This is a genomic window from Paenibacillus sp. FSL K6-2524, from assembly GCF_038005525.1.
In the GTDB taxonomy this organism is placed as follows: Bacteria; Bacillota; Bacilli; order Paenibacillales; family Paenibacillaceae; genus Fontibacillus; species Fontibacillus anaericanus.
Genome location: NZ_JBBOSP010000001.1, coordinates 5,104,225 through 5,121,084, shown reverse-complemented (window position 1 = coordinate 5,121,084; position 16,860 = coordinate 5,104,225). Strand labels below are relative to the sequence as shown.

14 protein-coding genes and 1 riboswitch are annotated in these 16,860 nt (G+C 43.4%); of the genes, 8 read left to right on the top strand and 6 right to left on the bottom strand.

The genetic code is table 11. The features are described 5' to 3' along the window. The first annotated feature begins 34 nt into the window (after window positions 1-34). The gene (gene uvrC, locus NST85_RS23660) at window positions 35-1,972 is read left to right on the top strand and encodes an excinuclease ABC subunit UvrC (protein ID WP_341190572.1); all 1,938 of its coding nucleotides are present in this window, start codon (window positions 35-37) and stop codon (window positions 1,970-1,972) included. On the opposite strand, the gene NST85_RS23655 is transcribed toward uvrC, so the two are convergent. Then, window positions 1,954-3,678, bottom strand: a complete 1,725-nt coding sequence (locus tag NST85_RS23655; protein WP_341190571.1) for a CPBP family intramembrane glutamic endopeptidase — start codon at window positions 3,676-3,678, stop codon at window positions 1,954-1,956. The two genes, uvrC and NST85_RS23655, sit on opposite strands and share 19 nt — an antisense overlap. A 288-nt stretch (window positions 3,679-3,966) precedes the next feature. Beyond that, window positions 3,967-4,130: riboswitch (cyclic di-AMP (ydaO/yuaA leader) on the top strand. Between the two features lie 73 nt (window positions 4,131-4,203). Between NST85_RS23655 and NST85_RS23650 the strand changes: the two genes are divergently transcribed. The 3 genes from NST85_RS23650 to NST85_RS23640 are packed head-to-tail and all read left to right on the top strand — an operon-like array spanning window position 4,204 to window position 7,490. Beyond that, window positions 4,204-5,538 (top strand): TrkH family potassium uptake protein, encoded by a 1,335-nt coding sequence (locus tag NST85_RS23650; protein ID WP_341190570.1) that lies wholly within the window; start codon window positions 4,204-4,206, stop codon window positions 5,536-5,538. 17 nt (window positions 5,539-5,555) lie between these two features. Continuing rightward, window positions 5,556-6,221 (top strand): potassium channel family protein, encoded by a 666-nt coding sequence (locus NST85_RS23645; protein ID WP_341190569.1) that lies wholly within the window; start codon window positions 5,556-5,558, stop codon window positions 6,219-6,221. Window positions 6,222-6,251: 30 nt separating this feature from the next. Next, entirely contained in the window at window positions 6,252-7,490 is a 1,239-nt protein-coding gene (locus NST85_RS23640) for a cation:proton antiporter (RefSeq protein ID WP_341190568.1), read from the top strand. 41 nt (window positions 7,491-7,531) lie between these two features. Here the strand turns inward: NST85_RS23640 and NST85_RS23635 are convergent, their stop codons facing one another. The 5 genes from NST85_RS23635 to NST85_RS23615 all read right to left on the bottom strand — a co-directional run bounded on the left by NST85_RS23635 (window position 7,532) and on the right by NST85_RS23615 (window position 11,612). Then, window positions 7,532-8,494, bottom strand: a complete 963-nt coding sequence (locus tag NST85_RS23635; protein WP_341190567.1) for an alpha/beta hydrolase — start codon at window positions 8,492-8,494, stop codon at window positions 7,532-7,534. An 82-nt stretch (window positions 8,495-8,576) separates the two neighbouring features. Next, the gene (locus NST85_RS23630) at window positions 8,577-9,260 is read right to left on the bottom strand and encodes a hypothetical protein (RefSeq protein WP_341190566.1); all 684 of its coding nucleotides are present in this window, start codon (window positions 9,258-9,260) and stop codon (window positions 8,577-8,579) included. Next, window positions 9,257-10,168, bottom strand: coding sequence for an ABC transporter ATP-binding protein (locus NST85_RS23625; RefSeq protein ID WP_341190565.1), 912 nt, complete (start codon window positions 10,166-10,168; stop codon window positions 9,257-9,259). Before NST85_RS23625 ends, NST85_RS23630 begins: the two co-directional genes overlap by 4 nt. Next, window positions 10,165-10,539 carry a GntR family transcriptional regulator gene (locus NST85_RS23620; protein ID WP_341190564.1) on the bottom strand — a complete coding sequence of 125 codons (375 nt, stop codon included), beginning with the start codon at window positions 10,537-10,539 and terminating at the stop codon, window positions 10,165-10,167. The genes NST85_RS23625 and NST85_RS23620 overlap by 4 nt, the downstream gene beginning before the upstream one ends. A gap of 176 nt (window positions 10,540-10,715) precedes the next feature. Then, on the bottom strand, window positions 10,716-11,612 hold the full coding sequence (locus NST85_RS23615) for a LysR family transcriptional regulator (RefSeq protein WP_341190563.1): 897 nt from the start codon (window positions 11,610-11,612) through the stop codon (window positions 10,716-10,718). Window positions 11,613-11,885: 273 nt separating this feature from the next. Here NST85_RS23615 and NST85_RS23610 point away from each other — a divergent pair, with 273 nt between their 5' ends. The 4 genes from NST85_RS23610 (at window position 11,886) to NST85_RS23595 (ending at window position 16,779) form a co-directional block, all read left to right on the top strand. Then, complete coding sequence (locus tag NST85_RS23610; protein ID WP_127190268.1) at window positions 11,886-12,557, top strand: succinate dehydrogenase cytochrome b558 subunit; 672 nt, start codon at window positions 11,886-11,888, stop codon at window positions 12,555-12,557. A gap of 179 nt (window positions 12,558-12,736) precedes the next feature. After that, complete coding sequence (gene sdhA / locus NST85_RS23605) at window positions 12,737-14,479, top strand: succinate dehydrogenase flavoprotein subunit (protein WP_127190267.1); 1,743 nt, start codon at window positions 12,737-12,739, stop codon at window positions 14,477-14,479. 21 nt (window positions 14,480-14,500) lie between these two features. Beyond that, entirely contained in the window at window positions 14,501-15,265 is a 765-nt protein-coding gene (gene sdhB / locus NST85_RS23600; RefSeq protein WP_127190395.1) for a succinate dehydrogenase iron-sulfur subunit, read from the top strand. 153 nt (window positions 15,266-15,418) lie between these two features. Then, window positions 15,419-16,779, top strand: a protein-coding gene (locus NST85_RS23595; protein ID WP_341188322.1) for an IS1182 family transposase whose coding sequence is annotated in 2 segments (ribosomal slippage) — window positions 15,419-15,989 and window positions 15,989-16,779 — 1,362 coding nt in all. Because the reading frame shifts where the segments join, the coding sequence is not laid out codon by codon here. Window positions 16,780-16,860: the final 81 nt, after the last annotated feature.

Sequence of the window (16,860 nt, the reverse complement as noted above, 5' to 3'; positions counted from 1 at the left end):
AGTGAACAATTCCATAGGGGAGGAAGTCACGGGCATGGATTTGATTCATGATTCACAAGAACAAGAGAATGAACAAGAGCAAGAGAAGGCTATGGAGGCTATCCGTCACAAGTTGGCTTTATTACCTGATCTTCCGGGCTGCTACTTGATGAAGAATAAAGAAGGTACCATTATTTACGTTGGTAAGGCAAAGGTCTTGAAGAACCGGGTCCGTTCTTATTTCACAGGCAGCCACGATGGTAAAACGCAGCGACTTGTCTTGGATATCCGAGATTTCGAGTATATTGTTACTGGAAGTAACATGGAAGCACTCATTCTGGAGTGCAATCTGATCAAGACTCATCATCCACGCTATAACGTGCTATTAAAGGATGATAAGACCTTTCCTTATATTAAAATTACAAACGAAGAACACCCTAGGCTTGAAGTCACTCGGCGAGTGTTGAAAGATAAGGGGAAATATTTCGGACCTTATCCGAATAGTTATGCAGCTCAACAAACAAAAAAACTATTGGATCGGATGTATCCACTGCGCAAATGTAATGTCATGCCCAAAGATGTTTGTCTCTATTATCATATGGGGCAGTGCCTTGCACCATGTGTAAAAGAAGTGCCTCAGGAAACGTATGAGAAAATGACGCAGGAAATCAATTCCTTTCTCAGTGGTGGTCATGAGGAAATCAAGAAAGAACTACAGCGTAAGATGCATGAAGCCGCAGAGGAATTGTATTTTGAACGTGCTAAGGAATTACGAGATCAGATCATCAACATAGATGCGCTAATGGAGAAACAGAAGATCACGATGGCGGATGCCAAAGACCGCGACGTGTTCGGTTTTGCTGTCGATAAAGGCTGGATGTGTGTCCAGATATTATACATGCGACAGGGTAAAATGATTGAGCGTCATGCTTCGGTCTTTCCGTTCTACGGGGAAGCCTATGGTGATTTTCTATCCTATGTAACGCAGTATTACAGTGATAATCCGGCGGTGCCACAAGAAATTCTTCTACCTGAATTGAAGGGGCTTGCTGGGGATGAGGAAAGTGTTGATTCAGCGGAAACGGTGATAGATGCCACAGGAGTGACTGCAAGTGTTGCTGGTGGCGAATCATTGGACCCGGCGAGCGGAGCTGCAGCGCTACAGCAATGGCTCGGTGTGAAGGTTCTCGTGCCTCAGCGGGGGCTTAAGAAGCAGATGGTGACGATGGCTGAGGATAATGCCCGCGTCTCGATTGACGAGAAGTTCAAGCTGATTGAACGAGATGAAGAGCGGACTTCAAAGGCTGCGGAGAATCTGGGCCGGAGTATTGGTCTCGAATCAGTTTCAAGAATCGAAGCTTTTGATAACTCCAATATTCAGGGAACGAATCCTGTGTCGGCTATGATCGTCTTCATTGATGGGAAGCCAGCTAAGAAGGAGTATCGTAAATATAAAGTTCGAACCGTTCAGGGACCAGACGATTATGAGACGATGCGTGAAGTCATTCGTCGCCGGTACGAACGGGTGCTGAAGGACAATCTGCAAATGCCTGACCTGATCGTTGTAGATGGAGGGAAGGGGCAAATCTCGGCAGCTGTCGATGTACTACAGAATGAGCTGGGGTTGTATATCCCTGTGTGTGGTCTCGTTAAGGATGCCAAGCATAAGACGGCTCAATTGATGGTAGGTGACCCACCAGAGCCAGTTCACTTGCCACGTGACAGTCAGGAGTTCTACTTGTTGCAACGGATTCAGGACGAGGTACACCGGTTTGCTATTTCATTTCACCGTGAGCAACGTGCCAAGTCGATGGTTACCTCACGTCTGGATGCTATTTCTGGCGTTGGTGAGAAACGTCGCAAACTTTTGCTGAAGCATTTTGGCTCACTTAAAAAAATAAAAGAGGCCTCAGTCGAAGACTTTCGGCCCCTGTCGATCGGCGAGAAGCTCGCCAATCAAATTATTAATGCCCTTCAGGATGAGGAGTCGTAATCAACGGCTCCTCTCTTTTTTTGTATCAAAGGAGTTCTTCGTTCCTTTCCCGGTGGGTTGAATAGATAAATCACATAAGCAACGATAGCAGGAAGAATAATATAGAACAATCCTGCCACCAAGTTAATCGATCCTCCCATAAAGATGAGGCTAAGTGCCATTAAGATACTATCAAATATTACGTGTGAGAAGACAGCCGCGATGAAGCCATAACGCAGGAAGATGAAGCTGAATAATAATCCGATAACTCCTAATTCAATAGGACGTGTTATGACAGGATAGATTGGATATAATGTATGTCCGAAAGCCCAGATCATGGTTGTAATGAGACTGGCAACGAATGTGTTACGAACGATCTTTTTGAGCATGGGAATTCCAAACAGACGATATACAGCTTCTTCACCAATACCGGCAACCCAAGCGAGTAAAGGAAATAATAACGGATATAACAGATTGTAAGGTGATTGTGTAGCGTCTGACGTTGACCAGAAATGAATGGTTTTATCCAAGATAACGAATATGATGGACTGTAGACCAAGTAGAATAAAGGCCCAAGCGTAACCATCAGCCATAGAGCTCAGGACATGACGCCCATATCCGGGTTCCTTAGAACGTGCCCACAGATTAAGGCCATTCTTCTTTAATAGACCATCCCCTCCAACAAGTGAGAAGTAGACGGAGGCAGCCATAGTCAAGGTCAGTATACCTTGTACTAGGAATCCGATGATTAGGAATATCGGGTCCACGCCTTCTTTTTGCAGATAGGGAAGCATATTTATTGCACCTATTATAGAGAGTATAAAGTAAAGACTGGATAGAAATATCCCACGCTTAAAAGAAGAATGGGGCCGAGTCTTGGCGCTGAATACGATGGCTAGAATACCAAGTACTAAAGTAAATAAAGCATACCCTCCAAACGTGAGCCAGTATGCTAATCTCGTCTGAGCATCCACGTAGTCGATGTGAGACTCAGGAGTGCTGAAATAGGTCTCCATTGAAGAGACTGCTCCAAACTCGAAGCGGATATCGATGAATCCTTTAGATTTCCCTATTTCGTTGTCTTGAAGTTGATATTGAATCCCGATCTCCTCTTCCCCAGAAGCTAGGATCAATTTATCTTTAGTGAATCCAAATGATTTCAGGTAAGGGGTCGCCAATGCATCTTTTTCTTCCAGACTTAAATTACCTTCTCTAGCTTTGGCCATTAAGGTAGTTGTTGATGATTCGGAGCTTAGTTCAAGCATCAAATCTTTAGTTGAATTGCTAGCGGAAGCAATTTTCTCGAAACCAACGACTTGCCCTGTTGTCATATGCACATCTACTGTTACCGCAGAGTGGATTTCATCAGGATTTTCAAAACGAACGCGGAACAATTCCAAAGGGAACTGTTTATCATAAGTTTTCAGATACGATTCCATTAATTTTTCCTTGGATAAATAACCATAGACCTCTGAATAGGTCTCATATGTAACTAAGGTTTCATTTAAGTTTCCTGAAATACCGAGAGTTGATTCCATAAAGTTTACAGCAGATTGCTTTGCTTCGTCTTTCGAAATGATATTTTTCGTTTGCTCGACTTGAAGTGACTCTGAGACAGTGGTAGGGAGAACTTGTAAGAGTACAAAAATAACGAGTCCTAGTGAGGCCAATATCCAAAGTGTACTCGTTTTTAGTTTGCGTCCGAATGGTTTAACAGCAGCATTCATTATAAAACCCCTTTAAAATGAAATTTTATTCAAATTTAGATCAATTCGCTTCATATTCGTCTCAGTAAAGATAACACAGGGTGAAAACATTCGCCATAAGTGAGAACGAAATGTTGAAAAGCCGCAATAACATCGGTAAGGCTTAGCAAAGCTGGGAGAAGGGATGACGTGGAACAGCGTTTCGCCTCTTTTAGGTTTTTTTCAATGTTTTTCATGGAAATGAAGCTTTGTGATAGGGAAGAATAAAGATTATAATCCATTTGACTGAAATGAATGTAAATAAATGAAAATAATATTTGGCCAAATTTCCATGTGAAAATGGGGGAACCAATCTGTAGGGGTGAATTTTACTTCGAATCTTGGATTGAATTATTTCCAGTGATGAAGTGAATAGGGCAACTGTGCATGCCCGAATCCGTCAGCTAACCTCGTAGGCCTTTGCAGCAGGAGCCCAACCACCGCAAGGCATTGGATTTCCAGTGTCTTTTTTTATTGTTCTTTTTATTAACGTGATGAGGTGAACATGTGTTGTCTAAATGGTTTAAACTTTCCCCGCCGCGGATATTGGTGTTCGGATTTGCCGCGATAATTATGGTCGGAGCGCTATTATTGATGCTCCCAATTGCGAGTACAACAGGTGAAACACTCCCCTTTGTTGATGCACTCTTTACGGCAACTTCGGCTACATGTGTAACGGGATTGATCGTGGTTGATACGGGAACCCATTTCACTACCTTTGGCCAGGTCGTAATTATGCTCCTGATTCAGGTCGGGGGCTTAGGTTTTATGACTATGGCAACCTTATTCACTTTTGCACTCAAGCGAAAAATTTCATTGAAAGATCGATTGGTACTCCAGGAAGCAATGAATCAAAACTCAATGGAGGGTATTGTTCGTCTAATCCGTAAAGTATTGATGTATTCGTTAGTGATTGAGTCTTGTGCGGCGTTAGTCTATACGATTCGTTGGGCCTTCGATATGCCTTGGGGTCGAGCTATTTACTTTGGTATCTTTCATGCGGTTGCAATGTTTAATAATGCTGGCTTTGATCTATTTGGTGGGTATCAGAGTTTAACGATGTATGTAGGGGATCCTATCGTCAATTTCGTCACGATGTTCTTAATCGTCGCCGGTGGTATTGGCTTTATCGTGATGTCCGATTTAATCGACTTCCGTCGCCGCCGTAGATTATCGCTTCATTCTAAGGTGGTATTAACGATGACAACTACACTTATCCTAATTGGTGCGCTTGTGATCTTTATATTTGAATTTACAAACCCTAAGACGCTTGAACCCCTGAGCTGGGGTGTAAAGATATGGAGCGCATTCTTCCAGTCCGTCACACCACGTACGGCGGGAGCAAATACACTGGACATTGCTGCGTTACGACAAGCAACACAGTTCTTTATGATCATTCTGATGTTCATCGGTGCGTCACCTGGTTCCACAGGGGGCGGGATAAAGACGACAACGTTCACTATACTTGTTGGTGCTGTCCTTTCAATGATCCGTGGACGGGAAGACCTGGTATTGTTTAAGTACCGTCTGGCACAAGAACGAATATTCAAGGCTGTGACGATCACGATGTTGTCGTTATTTCTCGTCATTGTTGTCTCCATGATATTATCCACTACTGAGGATGTTAGTTTTTTGAGTATACTATTCGAGGCAACATCCGCATTTGGTACAGTAGGGCTATCGATGGGGATTACAGGTAAACTGACGCTCATTGGTAAAATTATAATTAGCTTCACCATGTTTGCTGGAAGGCTTGGGCCTTTAACGTTAGCTTATGCACTGGGACCAAAAAAGGGTAAAGAACTTTATCGCTATCCAGAAGGTAAAATGATTATTGGATAAGGGGATTGACGAAAAAAATGAAAAAGCAGCAGTTTGTAGTGATTGGACTTGGACGGTTTGGTTCTAGCCTCGCATTGGAATTGATGGATCTCGGGTACGAGGTTCTCGGGATTGATCATAACGAAGAAATAGTTAATGAACTCAGTAATCGTCTTACGCATGCCGTAGTGGCAGATACCACGGAAGAAGAGGTACTTAAGTCGTTAGGAGTTCGCAATTTTGATTGTGGCATCGTGGCCATGGGTAGTGATATTCAGCGGAGTATCCTAACCGCGATCTTATTGAAGGATTTAGGAATCAAAACCGTAGTTGCTAAGGCCATCTCTGTTTTACATGGACGGGCACTTGAGCGACTCGGAGTGGATCGTGTGATTTTTCCAGAACGTGATATGGGGATTCGGGTTGCTCACCAGCTTGTGAATCCGAATTTACTGGATTTTATTGAATTATCCAAAGAATACAGTATTGTCGAAATGATAGTTCCAGCTTGTCTTGAAAGTAAGAGTATTGGCGAGCTTAATCCACGCGTTCGGTTTGGATGCAGTATCGTAGCTATTCATAAAAAAAGCGGAATTATCGTAGCTCCGACCGCTATGGACCAATTGATTACGGGCGACATTATGGTAATTATAGGATCTAATAAAAATATTGAGGACTTTAAAGCTGTCATTAATGAAGATTAGTTATGATCCTATGGTTGGAGTGTGACTGAAATGGAATCGGCTGTAGGTAAAATAATTTCGGATGATATTATGCTGCTGCTATTTGTTATTTGCGTTGGGATGTTTGCAGGAAAGCTGGCTTCCTGGCTGAAGCTGCCGGATGTTGCAATATTTATTGCTGTGGGTATGCTACTCGGTCCAGGATTGAAATTAATCCACGAGCCGAGTGGCTCCCTGGTTAATCAGATGATTCTAACGGTTGGTTCGGTGTTTATATTGTTTGACGGAGGCCGCAGTTTGAAACTCAGTGAGCTGCGAAAAGTATGGATTACACTATCACTGCTTAGCGTGCCGGGTGTATTGATTACTATGGCGGTGGTTGGTACGAGTGTTCATTATTTGTTTGGTGTAGACTGGGTCTTTGCATTCCTGGCAGCAGCGGTTATTGCCTCTACAGATCCTGCATCGATTATTCCTGTTTTTAAACAGGTCAAAATTAAGGAAAGAGTTCGTGAGACGGTTGAGAGTGAATCGGCATTTAACGACGCTACGGGGTCCATCCTAACTTTCTCTTTGCTTGCAGTGGTTGTTGGAGGCGGGGCATTAAATTTTGGCGCGATGTCCTGGGATTTTGTAAAAACGGCTTTTGGTGGTATTTTAATAGGCATCGTCGTTTCAGCACTTTTTACATATTTAAGCGGGCATGTGCGTCACGGTATACTGCAGGAGTATGCGCCGATAGTAATGATCATTTGCGCTTTATCTTCGTATTGGCTTGGGGATTTCCTGCATGTCAGCGGATTTATGGCTGCGTTTGTTGCTGGTATCATTTGGGGCAATGCCGAAACGTTCCATTTATCATTAAAGCCCCAAGAGCTTGAAATTAATTCCTTTGCGGAGAATACTACGGTTATGATGCGTATGCTGATCTTTGTGCTACTTGGCAGTCAGGTAAATTTTGTTATTCTAGGACAGTACTTCTGGCAAAGTCTTGCCGCTGTGTTGATATTAATGTTCGTAGCTCGTCCGATTACCGTATTGTTATGTGCATTGCCTGATAGAGTAGTGAAATGGACTTGGCGAGAGTTGGTGTTCATGTGCTGGGTTCGAGAGACGGGGGTAATTCCGGCGGCGTTATCGGGGATGATACTTGCAATGGGGATTGCTCATGCTGAGATAATCTCGGCGGTGACGTTTATGGCTATTGTGTTAACGATTATGATTCAGGCCAGTACGACCGGTTGGGTCGCCCGCAAGCTTGGATTAGAAGTAGAGGAAGCTAGCGGGTGACTTTATAAGGTAGTATTAAATTGTATCTCAATTACTATGTTCTATTTAAAATTTTTCTGTAAAAAATCTATTATTACTGTTGACACTTCAGTATCTTTGGTTGGATTATCGAAATTCTCTTCGTCAAAAATAAAATGGTAATCACCTTCACGCACAAAGGTCTCGGTAGTATCCGGGGCCTTTTCTTTAATTCGTTCAAAACTTGCATAAGGGACTTGCGAATCTTCCGTTGAATGGAGCAGAAGCGCAGGTCTATCATTCAACTTTCGAATTTCATTCACCGGGTTAATCTTCATGTTATCAAACCCAAATTCCAATCCTAGATACATCCATACAAAAGGTCTTTCTATCTTTGCAAACCAGGAGGGGGCTCCCATATTTATCATATTATCAATAAAAACGTCGGTTCCAGATGAAAAGGCGGAGCAACTAATCAAACCATCGATTTCCGGAATTTCTCCGATTGCATTTATAGCAGTTGTCCCTCCCATCGAAGTACCCCACACGATAATTGGCGTATCTTTATACTTTTCCTGAGATTTAATATATTGTACTCCGGCCTTTACATCCAAATACTCTTTAGTTCCAAGATATATCTTATCTCCCTCACTGGCTCCATGAGAACGTAGTTCGATCAGAAGAGAATCATAACCGTTTTCTTCCAGTATTTTAGAGTATCCAAAAAAGGCAGTAACGGAGGGGTTGTGAATACCTGATAAGAGGATTACGATCCCCTTTGGTTGCTCTTGTTCTTGTTCGACTTTCCATGCAGCAATAGAGTAATGGTCTTCTGTTTCCAGGGAAAGAGAATCTGCCTTCACTCCGTAATCTTCAGCTGCGTATACTTCGAAATCTACATGCAAATTAATCATGTCTTTCATAACTAGCGGAGGGATTGCTGAAAACATGATGAGTGTGAGGAGTGCGATTACTGAAACAATAATTAGAAGGACTTTTTTCTTGGATACTTTTTTTCGCTTTTTAGGGCTCAACGTTACTTCCATCTGAATATCTCCTTTGCATTCTACATGGTCAAATCATTGCCAATCTAATATCTACTCTTGTGGCCGAAAGATCTCTTCTTATTTAATGGGTACGTATAGCAGCTCGGCGACACAATAACCAACCGATGCTCGCGGCAATGATGGTTATAATTAAGGGGATAAGAATTAGGGTCGGGCTGGTATTGGCAGTTATGGAGTTGAAATATGAATCAAAGCTTGGTTTTTCGGTTATCCAGTACAGTAACATGATATATACAGCAATAACAAAGATTCCAGCGAGAGTGCCGAATCGATAAAATACGATGCCCATCACGAAGAATAGAAAGGAAATGGCTAGGTAGATCCAAAACTGCATATACCACAAAGTGAAGAAGGGAATGAGGCTAGACTGAGGTTGGAAATCAAACAAATGAATAATTGCGCTACCGGCATGCACGACGATACTTTGCATTAGGGCCATACCAGCGCAGTAAATTATAGAAATGATTTGAACATTAATGAAGAATTGCTTTCGAGTGAATCCGAAACTCATCATCAAAGGGAAGGTTTGGGTTGCGGTTATAAGCCCAGCAACCAGTGTGAAAATAGCAATGACACTGTAATTAGCAGCGAATACCTGATCAATAGGTGAATCGATTATACCCGGCCAGAAATGTTGGATCACTATTTGTGTAGAATTAACAAGTATTAGAACTAACCAGAATATATATATGGCTTTACGAAAATCTATCCAGTGAAACTTCATCTGTTTACGAAATGATCTCATATGACATCCTCCGATTGTGATGATTTAAGTCTTTTTCGAGTTAGATAAACGAACAGCTTTTGTAATGGAACTGGCTGAATCTCGATACCTTGGTGAATAAGTTGTTCCCTATTATCCAAATCCCCCCACCAGACTAGACGTGTAGTCCCCGCAAGGGATTCTTGATGCAGTACATGTGGATCTTCGGACAGGCGTTCCAATAAAGAAGAGTTCCCTTGTAGATAATGCGCCTGCTCCATAAATTGCTCAGTCTCAAGATGAGTAGTGATCGTTCCTTGCTCGATTAAAGTTATATATTGAAATAGTTTGGCTGATTCATCGATCAAATGTGTAGATAGGATAATCGTCCGGGGATTCTCACTGAAATCTCGAATGAGTAAATCATAGAACGTCTCTCTCATATCGGCATCAAGCCCCAATGTAGGCTCGTCGAATAAAGTTACTTGGCAGCGACTAGCAAGCCCTCTGACAATACCAACAAGTGATTGCATGCCTCGTGATAGATTTTTGTATCGTCTACCGAGTGGTAGACGGAATGTCCGTAATAATTCATTGGCAAACTCCTCGTCCCAGTGAGGATATAGAAGGGAACAGAAATTCATTAAATGCTTCACTTTATAGTCCATCCAAGAGCGTTCCTCGGATTTAACGAAACAAATGTTAGCTACGGCTTGAGGGTTCTCATGAACAGGGTAACCTTCGTATAAGATATCGCCCTGAGTCTGGAAAATTTGACCTGATAATAGATGGAGTAGTGTTGTTTTGCCGGCACCGTTAGCACCAAGTAATCCATGGATGGCATCACGCTCGAAGGAGGCGGTGGCTTCTTTCACCGCAATGGTGCCGCTAAACTGCTTACTGACATGCCGACATTCCAATAATGGTGTAGTGTCGATGGTATCTCTCATGATTCATTCGACTCCATTCTTGATATCATTTCGGATAGCTGCCGGGTTGTAATTCCCAGCTTGGCAGCCTCGTTGATCATGGTAACTATATATTGCTCGTAAAACTGTTCTTTCCTTTTCTCGATCAGCACTACACGTGCACCCTCCGCTACAAACATGCCAATCCCCCGTTTCTTATACAAAATTTCTTGATCAACTAGCATATTAACGCCCTTTGCTGCCGTTGCAGGGTTGATCTGATAGAAAGCTGCAAATTGATTCGTAGATGGAACTTGCGATTCTTCGGGTAATCTTCCTTCTATGATGTCATCTTCAATCTTCTCCGCAATTTGCAGGAAAATCGGACGTCCGTCATCTCTTAACAGACCCATTTTCTCACCACCACATTGGTTAGTTACTTATGTAACTAACCATACAACCGTTGGTTATTTTTGTCAACACAATTTTGTTTTTATGAAGAGATGAATCTGAGATTGAGTTTTTAAGAACAACAAAAAAACAGCCGTTGAATGGGCTGCTTAAGGGTTGATTTATAATGGAAAAAGTTTCAAAGATCTAATTCATGAAATAGACTCCCTTTAATTTTAGTAATCCAATCTATCGTTTCGTTAGTCAACTCTGATTTGTCGCTATAGATCAAGCAGGTCTCTCTCCTAGTCTGCTCCAATTCCTTCATAGGTACGGTAACGAGACCGTTGTCACGAAGTAACTGGCTACGTAGATATGATTTAGGTAACAGTGCCGCGGACTTACAAATCGGTAATAAGCGTACAATCGCTTCGAATGAATCGATTTCCATCCTTACGTCGGGAATGACTCCATAGCGACCGAACAAATCATCGATTAATTTACGGTACCAAGTGCCTTTAGAGAAAATAATCATGGAACGGGCGTTCAAGTCTTCCATCGCGGCGCCCTCCGCTAGTTCATGTCCCTTAGGAACAATAAGTTCCAGGTGATCCTGAAATAAGGGGATGCAGCGTAACCCTGTTTCATTGATTGAGGACGCTACGAGTCCGATATCTACTTTTTTGTCTCTGAGATAAGAAACAATTTCATGGGTTTTTCCAGTGGAAAGCTTGAGTTCGATGTCAGGGAATTTACTCATCATGGCTGTGATAAAAAGTGGTAGTGTCGTTTGAATGGTAGTGAGACTCGCCCCGAGGTTCACGATTGCTCGTTCTGCTGTTTTGAAGCGTGACACGGATTGCAGGAAGTTCTGATGTCGTTGCCGCTGTTCCAGTGCATAGATGTAAGCCTCATGGCCGACTCTTGTTAGTTCAAGTCGTTTACCTTTGCGGCGAAATAGGGAGACACCCCATTCCTGTTCTAGTTTGGCCACTTTACGAGATAATGCTGGTTGTGACAAATTAAGCAGTTTGGATGCTTTGTTTAAACTAGATTGTTCGACGACAGTGGTGAATACAAGTAGTTCTTCAAGCATGAATGTACCCCCTCTTTATTTCTGAGTCGTGTTTCGATGCCAATGTTGCTTATGTCAATTTGTTATAACGTTTAATAATTATATTGCAATTCCATTATAAGATGAAAAGGAGTAACATGGGAAGTGACACAAGTTGTTCACATGTTACTTTTATATCCATGTTAAAGTAGCACTTGTTTGTGGAAATTGTCATATACGTTTTCTTAGGAAGTTTTTTATTTCAAGCATGGGTTGATAGAGAAACGATGGAAATGGGAAGGGGTATATGAACATATGAAAGGGTTTTATTCCAGAAAACTACACTCTCTGTTGGGTGTCATGCCACTTGGATTTTTCATTCTGGAACACGTGATTACTAATTTTGCTGCCGTGGAAGGCGGAAGTCAGGGATTTAAGGACAGTGTGGCTCTACTGAATAGTTTGCCACTCGTACTAGCATTGGAGATTTTTGGGATTTGGTTGCCTCTATTGTATCACGGAGTATATGGAATATTTATCGCTTTTCAGGCAAAACCGAACAACACGCGGTTTCCGAATGAACGGAATCTACGATATTTGCTGCAGCGGGTGACCGGGGTGGCGGTATTTGCTTTTGTTATCTGGCATGTATACGAGACTCGCGTACAAGTAGCTTTAGGTAACATTACTCACGAAGAGCTAGGCGGAGTGATGCATGATATTGTAATGAATCCGATCTTTTTCATTTTGTATTTAATTGGCGTTCTATCGGCAGCTTTTCACTTCACGAATGGCCTGTGGTCCTTCATGATTAGTTGGGGTATAACTGTTGGACCAAGAGCTCAACGGGTGTCCTCCGTGATCTGTATGGGCCTGTGCGTTATCGTTTCTGTGATGTTAATCTGGTCACTGTTTGCGTTCCGCGGAGTAGAGTTTCAAGCGGACGGTACGGCATGGTTAACAGGGATAAAATCGCTAATAGGTTAGTTGACTAGTAGAAGATGCTATACAAAACTAAGCAAATGCTTACGAGGTAAGTTTTGTACGAAGATGATTCGAAGTAGAAGATGCTATACAAAACTAGGCAAATGCTTACGAGGTAAGTTTTGTACGAAGACGATTCATAGTAGAAGATGCTATACAAAACTTTTAGGAGTTGACGATAGATGGCTAAACAAAGCGTAATTGTCGTAGGCGGCGGTCTGGCTGGGTTGATGGCCACGATCAAAGCAGCAGAGGCAGGGGTTCAGGTTCATCTGTTCTCACTCGTTCCGGTGAAGAGATCACACTCTGTCTGTGCACAAGGTGGAATTAATGGTGCTGTAAATACAAAAGGTGAAGGTGACTCTCCATGGGAGCATTTTGACGATACGGTTTATGGTGGAGATTTTCTGGCAAACCAACCACCGGTTAAGGCGATGTGTGAGGCGGCGCCGGGCATTATTCATTTGATGGACCGGATGGGTGTTATGTTTAATCGTACACCGGAAGGACTGCTTGATTTCCGGCGTTTCGGGGGGACGAAGCGTCACCGGACAGCGTTCGCAGGGGCAACGACCGGACAGCAATTATTATATGCTCTTGATGAGCAGGTACGCCGCTTTGAAGCTGGTGGACTAGTGACCAAATATGAACACTGGGAGTTCCTATCGGCTGTTATCGATGATGAAGGTATATGCCGCGGAATTTGCGCGCAGGATCTTCGTTCGATGGAGGTAGTGACTTTTGCATCGGATGCGGTCATTTTGGCGACAGGTGGCCCAGGCATTATTTTCGGCAAAACGACGAACTCGGTTATTAATACAGGGACGGCAGCGAGTGCGGTTTATCAACAGGGTGTGCACTATGCTAATGGTGAATTCATTCAAATTCATCCGACGGCTATTCCCGGTGACGATAAGCTACGACTGATGTCGGAGTCAGCACGTGGTGAAGGTGGACGGATCTGGACGTACAAAGATGGTAAGCCATGGTATTTCCTTGAGGAGAAATATCCGTCTTACGGTAACTTGGTACCCCGTGATATCGCAACACGAGAAATATTCCACGTGTGTGTGGATATGAAGCTCGGTGTTAATCAGGAGAACATGGTTTATCTTGATTTATCACACAAAGACCCCAAAGAGTTAGACGTTAAACTAGGAGGAATTATTGAAATTTATGAGAAATTTATGGGTGATGACCCCCGTAAAATTCCGATGAAAATATTCCCTGCGGTCCATTATTCGATGGGTGGTATGTGGGTTGATTACAATCAGATGACAAATGTACCAGGACTATTTGCAGCGGGTGAATGCGAATATCAATATCACGGTGCGAATCGTCTAGGTGCGAATTCACTTGTATCTGCTATCTATGGCGGGATGGTGGCTGGTCCTAAGTCTGTGGAATATATTCGCGGCTTAAAGAAATCGGCGGAGGATGTCGACCCTTCTGTCTATGAGAATACACGCAAGGCACAAGAAGCTAAATATGAAGGTCTTCTGGCGATGAACGGCACTGAGAATCCCTATGTCATTCATAAGGAGCTTGGCGAATGGATGACGGACAACATGACGGTTGTTCGTTACAATGCAAAGCTTGAGGCAACGATTGGCAAGATTAAAGAGCTGAAACAGCGTTACAAAAATATTAATATGAACGATACATCACGATGGAATAATGCAGGTGCTGCGTTTACACGCCAATTGTGGAATATGCTTGAGTTGTCCGAAGCCATGACGCTCGGAGGATTATTGCGGAACGAAAGCCGCGGAGCACACTACAAACCGGATTTCCCGGAACGTAATGATGAAGAGTTTTTGAAAACGACTAAGGCAAGTTGGACTGCAGATGGACCGCGTATTTCCTACGATGAAGTGGACGTTTCTTTGATCCCACCACGTGTTCGCGACTATTCAAAAGATTAATAGGAGGGGAAGGCTATGGCTATGGCGGAACCGAAAGCTGCTGCCAAAAAGGTAAAGTTCATTATTACACGTCAAGATGAGCCGGAAGCGGCGTCCTATACGGAAGAATTCGAGCTGGACTACCGTCCGGGTATGAATGTCATCAGTGCTTTGATGGAAATTCAACGAAACCCAGTAAACTTGAATGGGCAAGATACAGCTCCGGTATGCTGGGAGTCCAATTGCCTAGAGGAAGTGTGCGGCGCCTGCTCGATGGTCATCAATGGCAAGCCTCGTCAAGCGTGTGCGGCATTAGTTGATAACCTGGAGCAACCGGTGCGACTTGAACCGATGAAGACTTTTCCGATCGTACGTGATCTGGTTATTGATCGTAGCAGAATGTTCACCTCACTGAAGCGAGTGAAAGCCTGGATTCCAATTGATGGAACCTACGACCTCGGCCCAGGTCCCCGCATGCCGGAGAAGAAGCGTCAGTGGGCGTATGAGTTGTCCAAGTGTATGACCTGTGGTGTTTGTCTTGAAGCTTGCCCTAATGTCAATGAGAAGACCAATTTCATGGGTCCTGCACCTATTTCACAAGTAAGGTTGTTTAACGCACATCCTACGGGCGAAATGAATGCTGAGGAACGAATAGAAGCTCTTATGGAAGACGGCGGCATCGAAGGTTGTGGAAACTCGCAGAACTGTGTTCGCGCCTGTCCGAAGGGCATCCCGTTGACAACCTCAATCGCTGAAATGAACAAAGCCACGACAAAGCACATGTTTAAGAATTGGCTTGGTTTGTAAATAATTTGATCAAAAGAAGACCGGATTAGTATCCGGTCTTCTCAGGCTGTCGAGAAAGTCTCGACAGCCTTCTTTATGAATTAATTATTTAAGACGACACCGCGTTAATGTTGTATAATATAGGTAACTATTATAGAACGGATGGTGTTCTGTATGCTACGTTCCAACCGAGAAAAACAACAAGTCTACGAGTTTGTTTCCATAGAAGATTTGGTCCCGCAAGATCATTTGCTGCGCAAAGTAGATAAACATATCGACTTTTCCTTTATCAATGAAAAAGTTCGGCCCTTGTACTGTGCGGATAATGGACGACCCGCGATTGACCCTGTTGTTTTGTTTAAGATGATATTTCTCGGATACTTTTATGGCATTCGTTCCGAACGCCAATTAGAACGTGAAATTCAGACCAATTTAGCTTACCGATGGTTTCTAGGCCTCGGATTAACAGATAAAGTGCCCGACCATACAACTATTAGCTGGAATCGGCGAACTCGGTTTAAAGGTACGAACATTTTTCAGGATATTTTCGATGAGATTGTCTTGCAGGGCATTTCCCACCGGATGGTTGGCGGACGTGTTCTGGTGAGTGACTCTACCCACGTGAAAGCAAATGCGAATAAACACCAGTACACAAAACAGCAAGTGCTGCAAAATACCAAAGATTACGTGGACGAGCTAAACGCCGCCGTTGCAGAAGACCGGAAAGAGCACGGAAAAAAGCCCTAAAACCTAGAGAGGAAGTGACTGAGGACAAAGAAATTAAAGTAAGCAAGACGGATCCGGACAGCGGATATATGATTCGGGATGGCAAACCAGAGGGCTTCTTTTATCTGGACCACCGCACGGTGGATACAAAGTACAATTTTATTACGGACGTGCATGTCACACCGGGAAATGTCCATGATTCTGTTCCCTATTTGTCGCGTTTGGACCGTCAGCGAGAACGTTTTAAATTTGAGGTCGAAGCTGTTGCATTAGATTCAGGTTATTTAACTACGCCAATTTGTCGAGGTTTACAAAGCAGAAATATTTTCGCGGTAATTGCTCACCGAAGATTTCATCCGAAGCAAGGTTTGTTTCCGAAATGGAAATTCACGTTTGATGCAGAGCGAAATATTTACGTCTGCCCTGCAAGCCATGAATTGGGTTACCGAACCACAGATCGCAAGGGTTATCGGCAGTACGCGTCCGATCCAGAGCATTGCAAGAACTGTCCCTTGCTGGACCAATGTACGCAATCCCGAAACCACCGGAAGGTGGTAACCCGACATGTTTGGGAAGACAGCAAGGACTGGGTACGGAATAACCGGCTCAGCAAGTCCGGCAAACAGTTATACCGTAAACGAAAAGAAACGATAGAGCGAAGCTTCGCGGATGCTAAAGAGCTCCATGGGTTTCGCTATTGCCGTTTGCGAGGGCTACCAAACGTCAGAGAACAAGCACTGATGACGGCAGCCGTACAGAATATGAAGAAGATGGCGATCCACCTGGATCGCCTGGAGTACCGGGTTTAAACCCCTAGTTTCCCGATTTTATATCTGCCAAAATAAAAAGAGAAACCCGATGTCATGAAAATGACTGGGTTTCTCGACAAG

Coding starts and splice junctions, on each gene's coding strand:
- sdhB (WP_127190395.1), top strand. CDS start 14,501: ATGGCGGAACCGAAAGCTGCTGCCAAAAAGGTAAAGTTCATTATTACA.
- NST85_RS23610 (WP_127190268.1), top strand. CDS start 11,886: ATGAAAGGGTTTTATTCCAGAAAACTACACTCTCTGTTGGGTGTCATG.
- NST85_RS23630 (WP_341190566.1), bottom strand. CDS start 9,260: ATGAGATCATTTCGTAAACAGATGAAGTTTCACTGGATAGATTTTCGT.
- NST85_RS23640 (WP_341190568.1), top strand. CDS start 6,252: ATGGAATCGGCTGTAGGTAAAATAATTTCGGATGATATTATGCTGCTG.
- NST85_RS23620 (WP_341190564.1), bottom strand. CDS start 10,539: ATGGGTCTGTTAAGAGATGACGGACGTCCGATTTTCCTGCAAATTGCG.
- NST85_RS23625 (WP_341190565.1), bottom strand. CDS start 10,168: ATGAGAGATACCATCGACACTACACCATTATTGGAATGTCGGCATGTC.
- NST85_RS23645 (WP_341190569.1), top strand. CDS start 5,556: ATGAAAAAGCAGCAGTTTGTAGTGATTGGACTTGGACGGTTTGGTTCT.
- NST85_RS23635 (WP_341190567.1), bottom strand. CDS start 8,494: ATGGAAGTAACGTTGAGCCCTAAAAAGCGAAAAAAAGTATCCAAGAAA.
- sdhA (WP_127190267.1), top strand. CDS start 12,737: ATGGCTAAACAAAGCGTAATTGTCGTAGGCGGCGGTCTGGCTGGGTTG.
- NST85_RS23615 (WP_341190563.1), bottom strand. CDS start 11,612: ATGCTTGAAGAACTACTTGTATTCACCACTGTCGTCGAACAATCTAGT.
- NST85_RS23655 (WP_341190571.1), bottom strand. CDS start 3,678: ATGAATGCTGCTGTTAAACCATTCGGACGCAAACTAAAAACGAGTACA.
- uvrC (WP_341190572.1), top strand. CDS start 35: ATGGATTTGATTCATGATTCACAAGAACAAGAGAATGAACAAGAGCAA.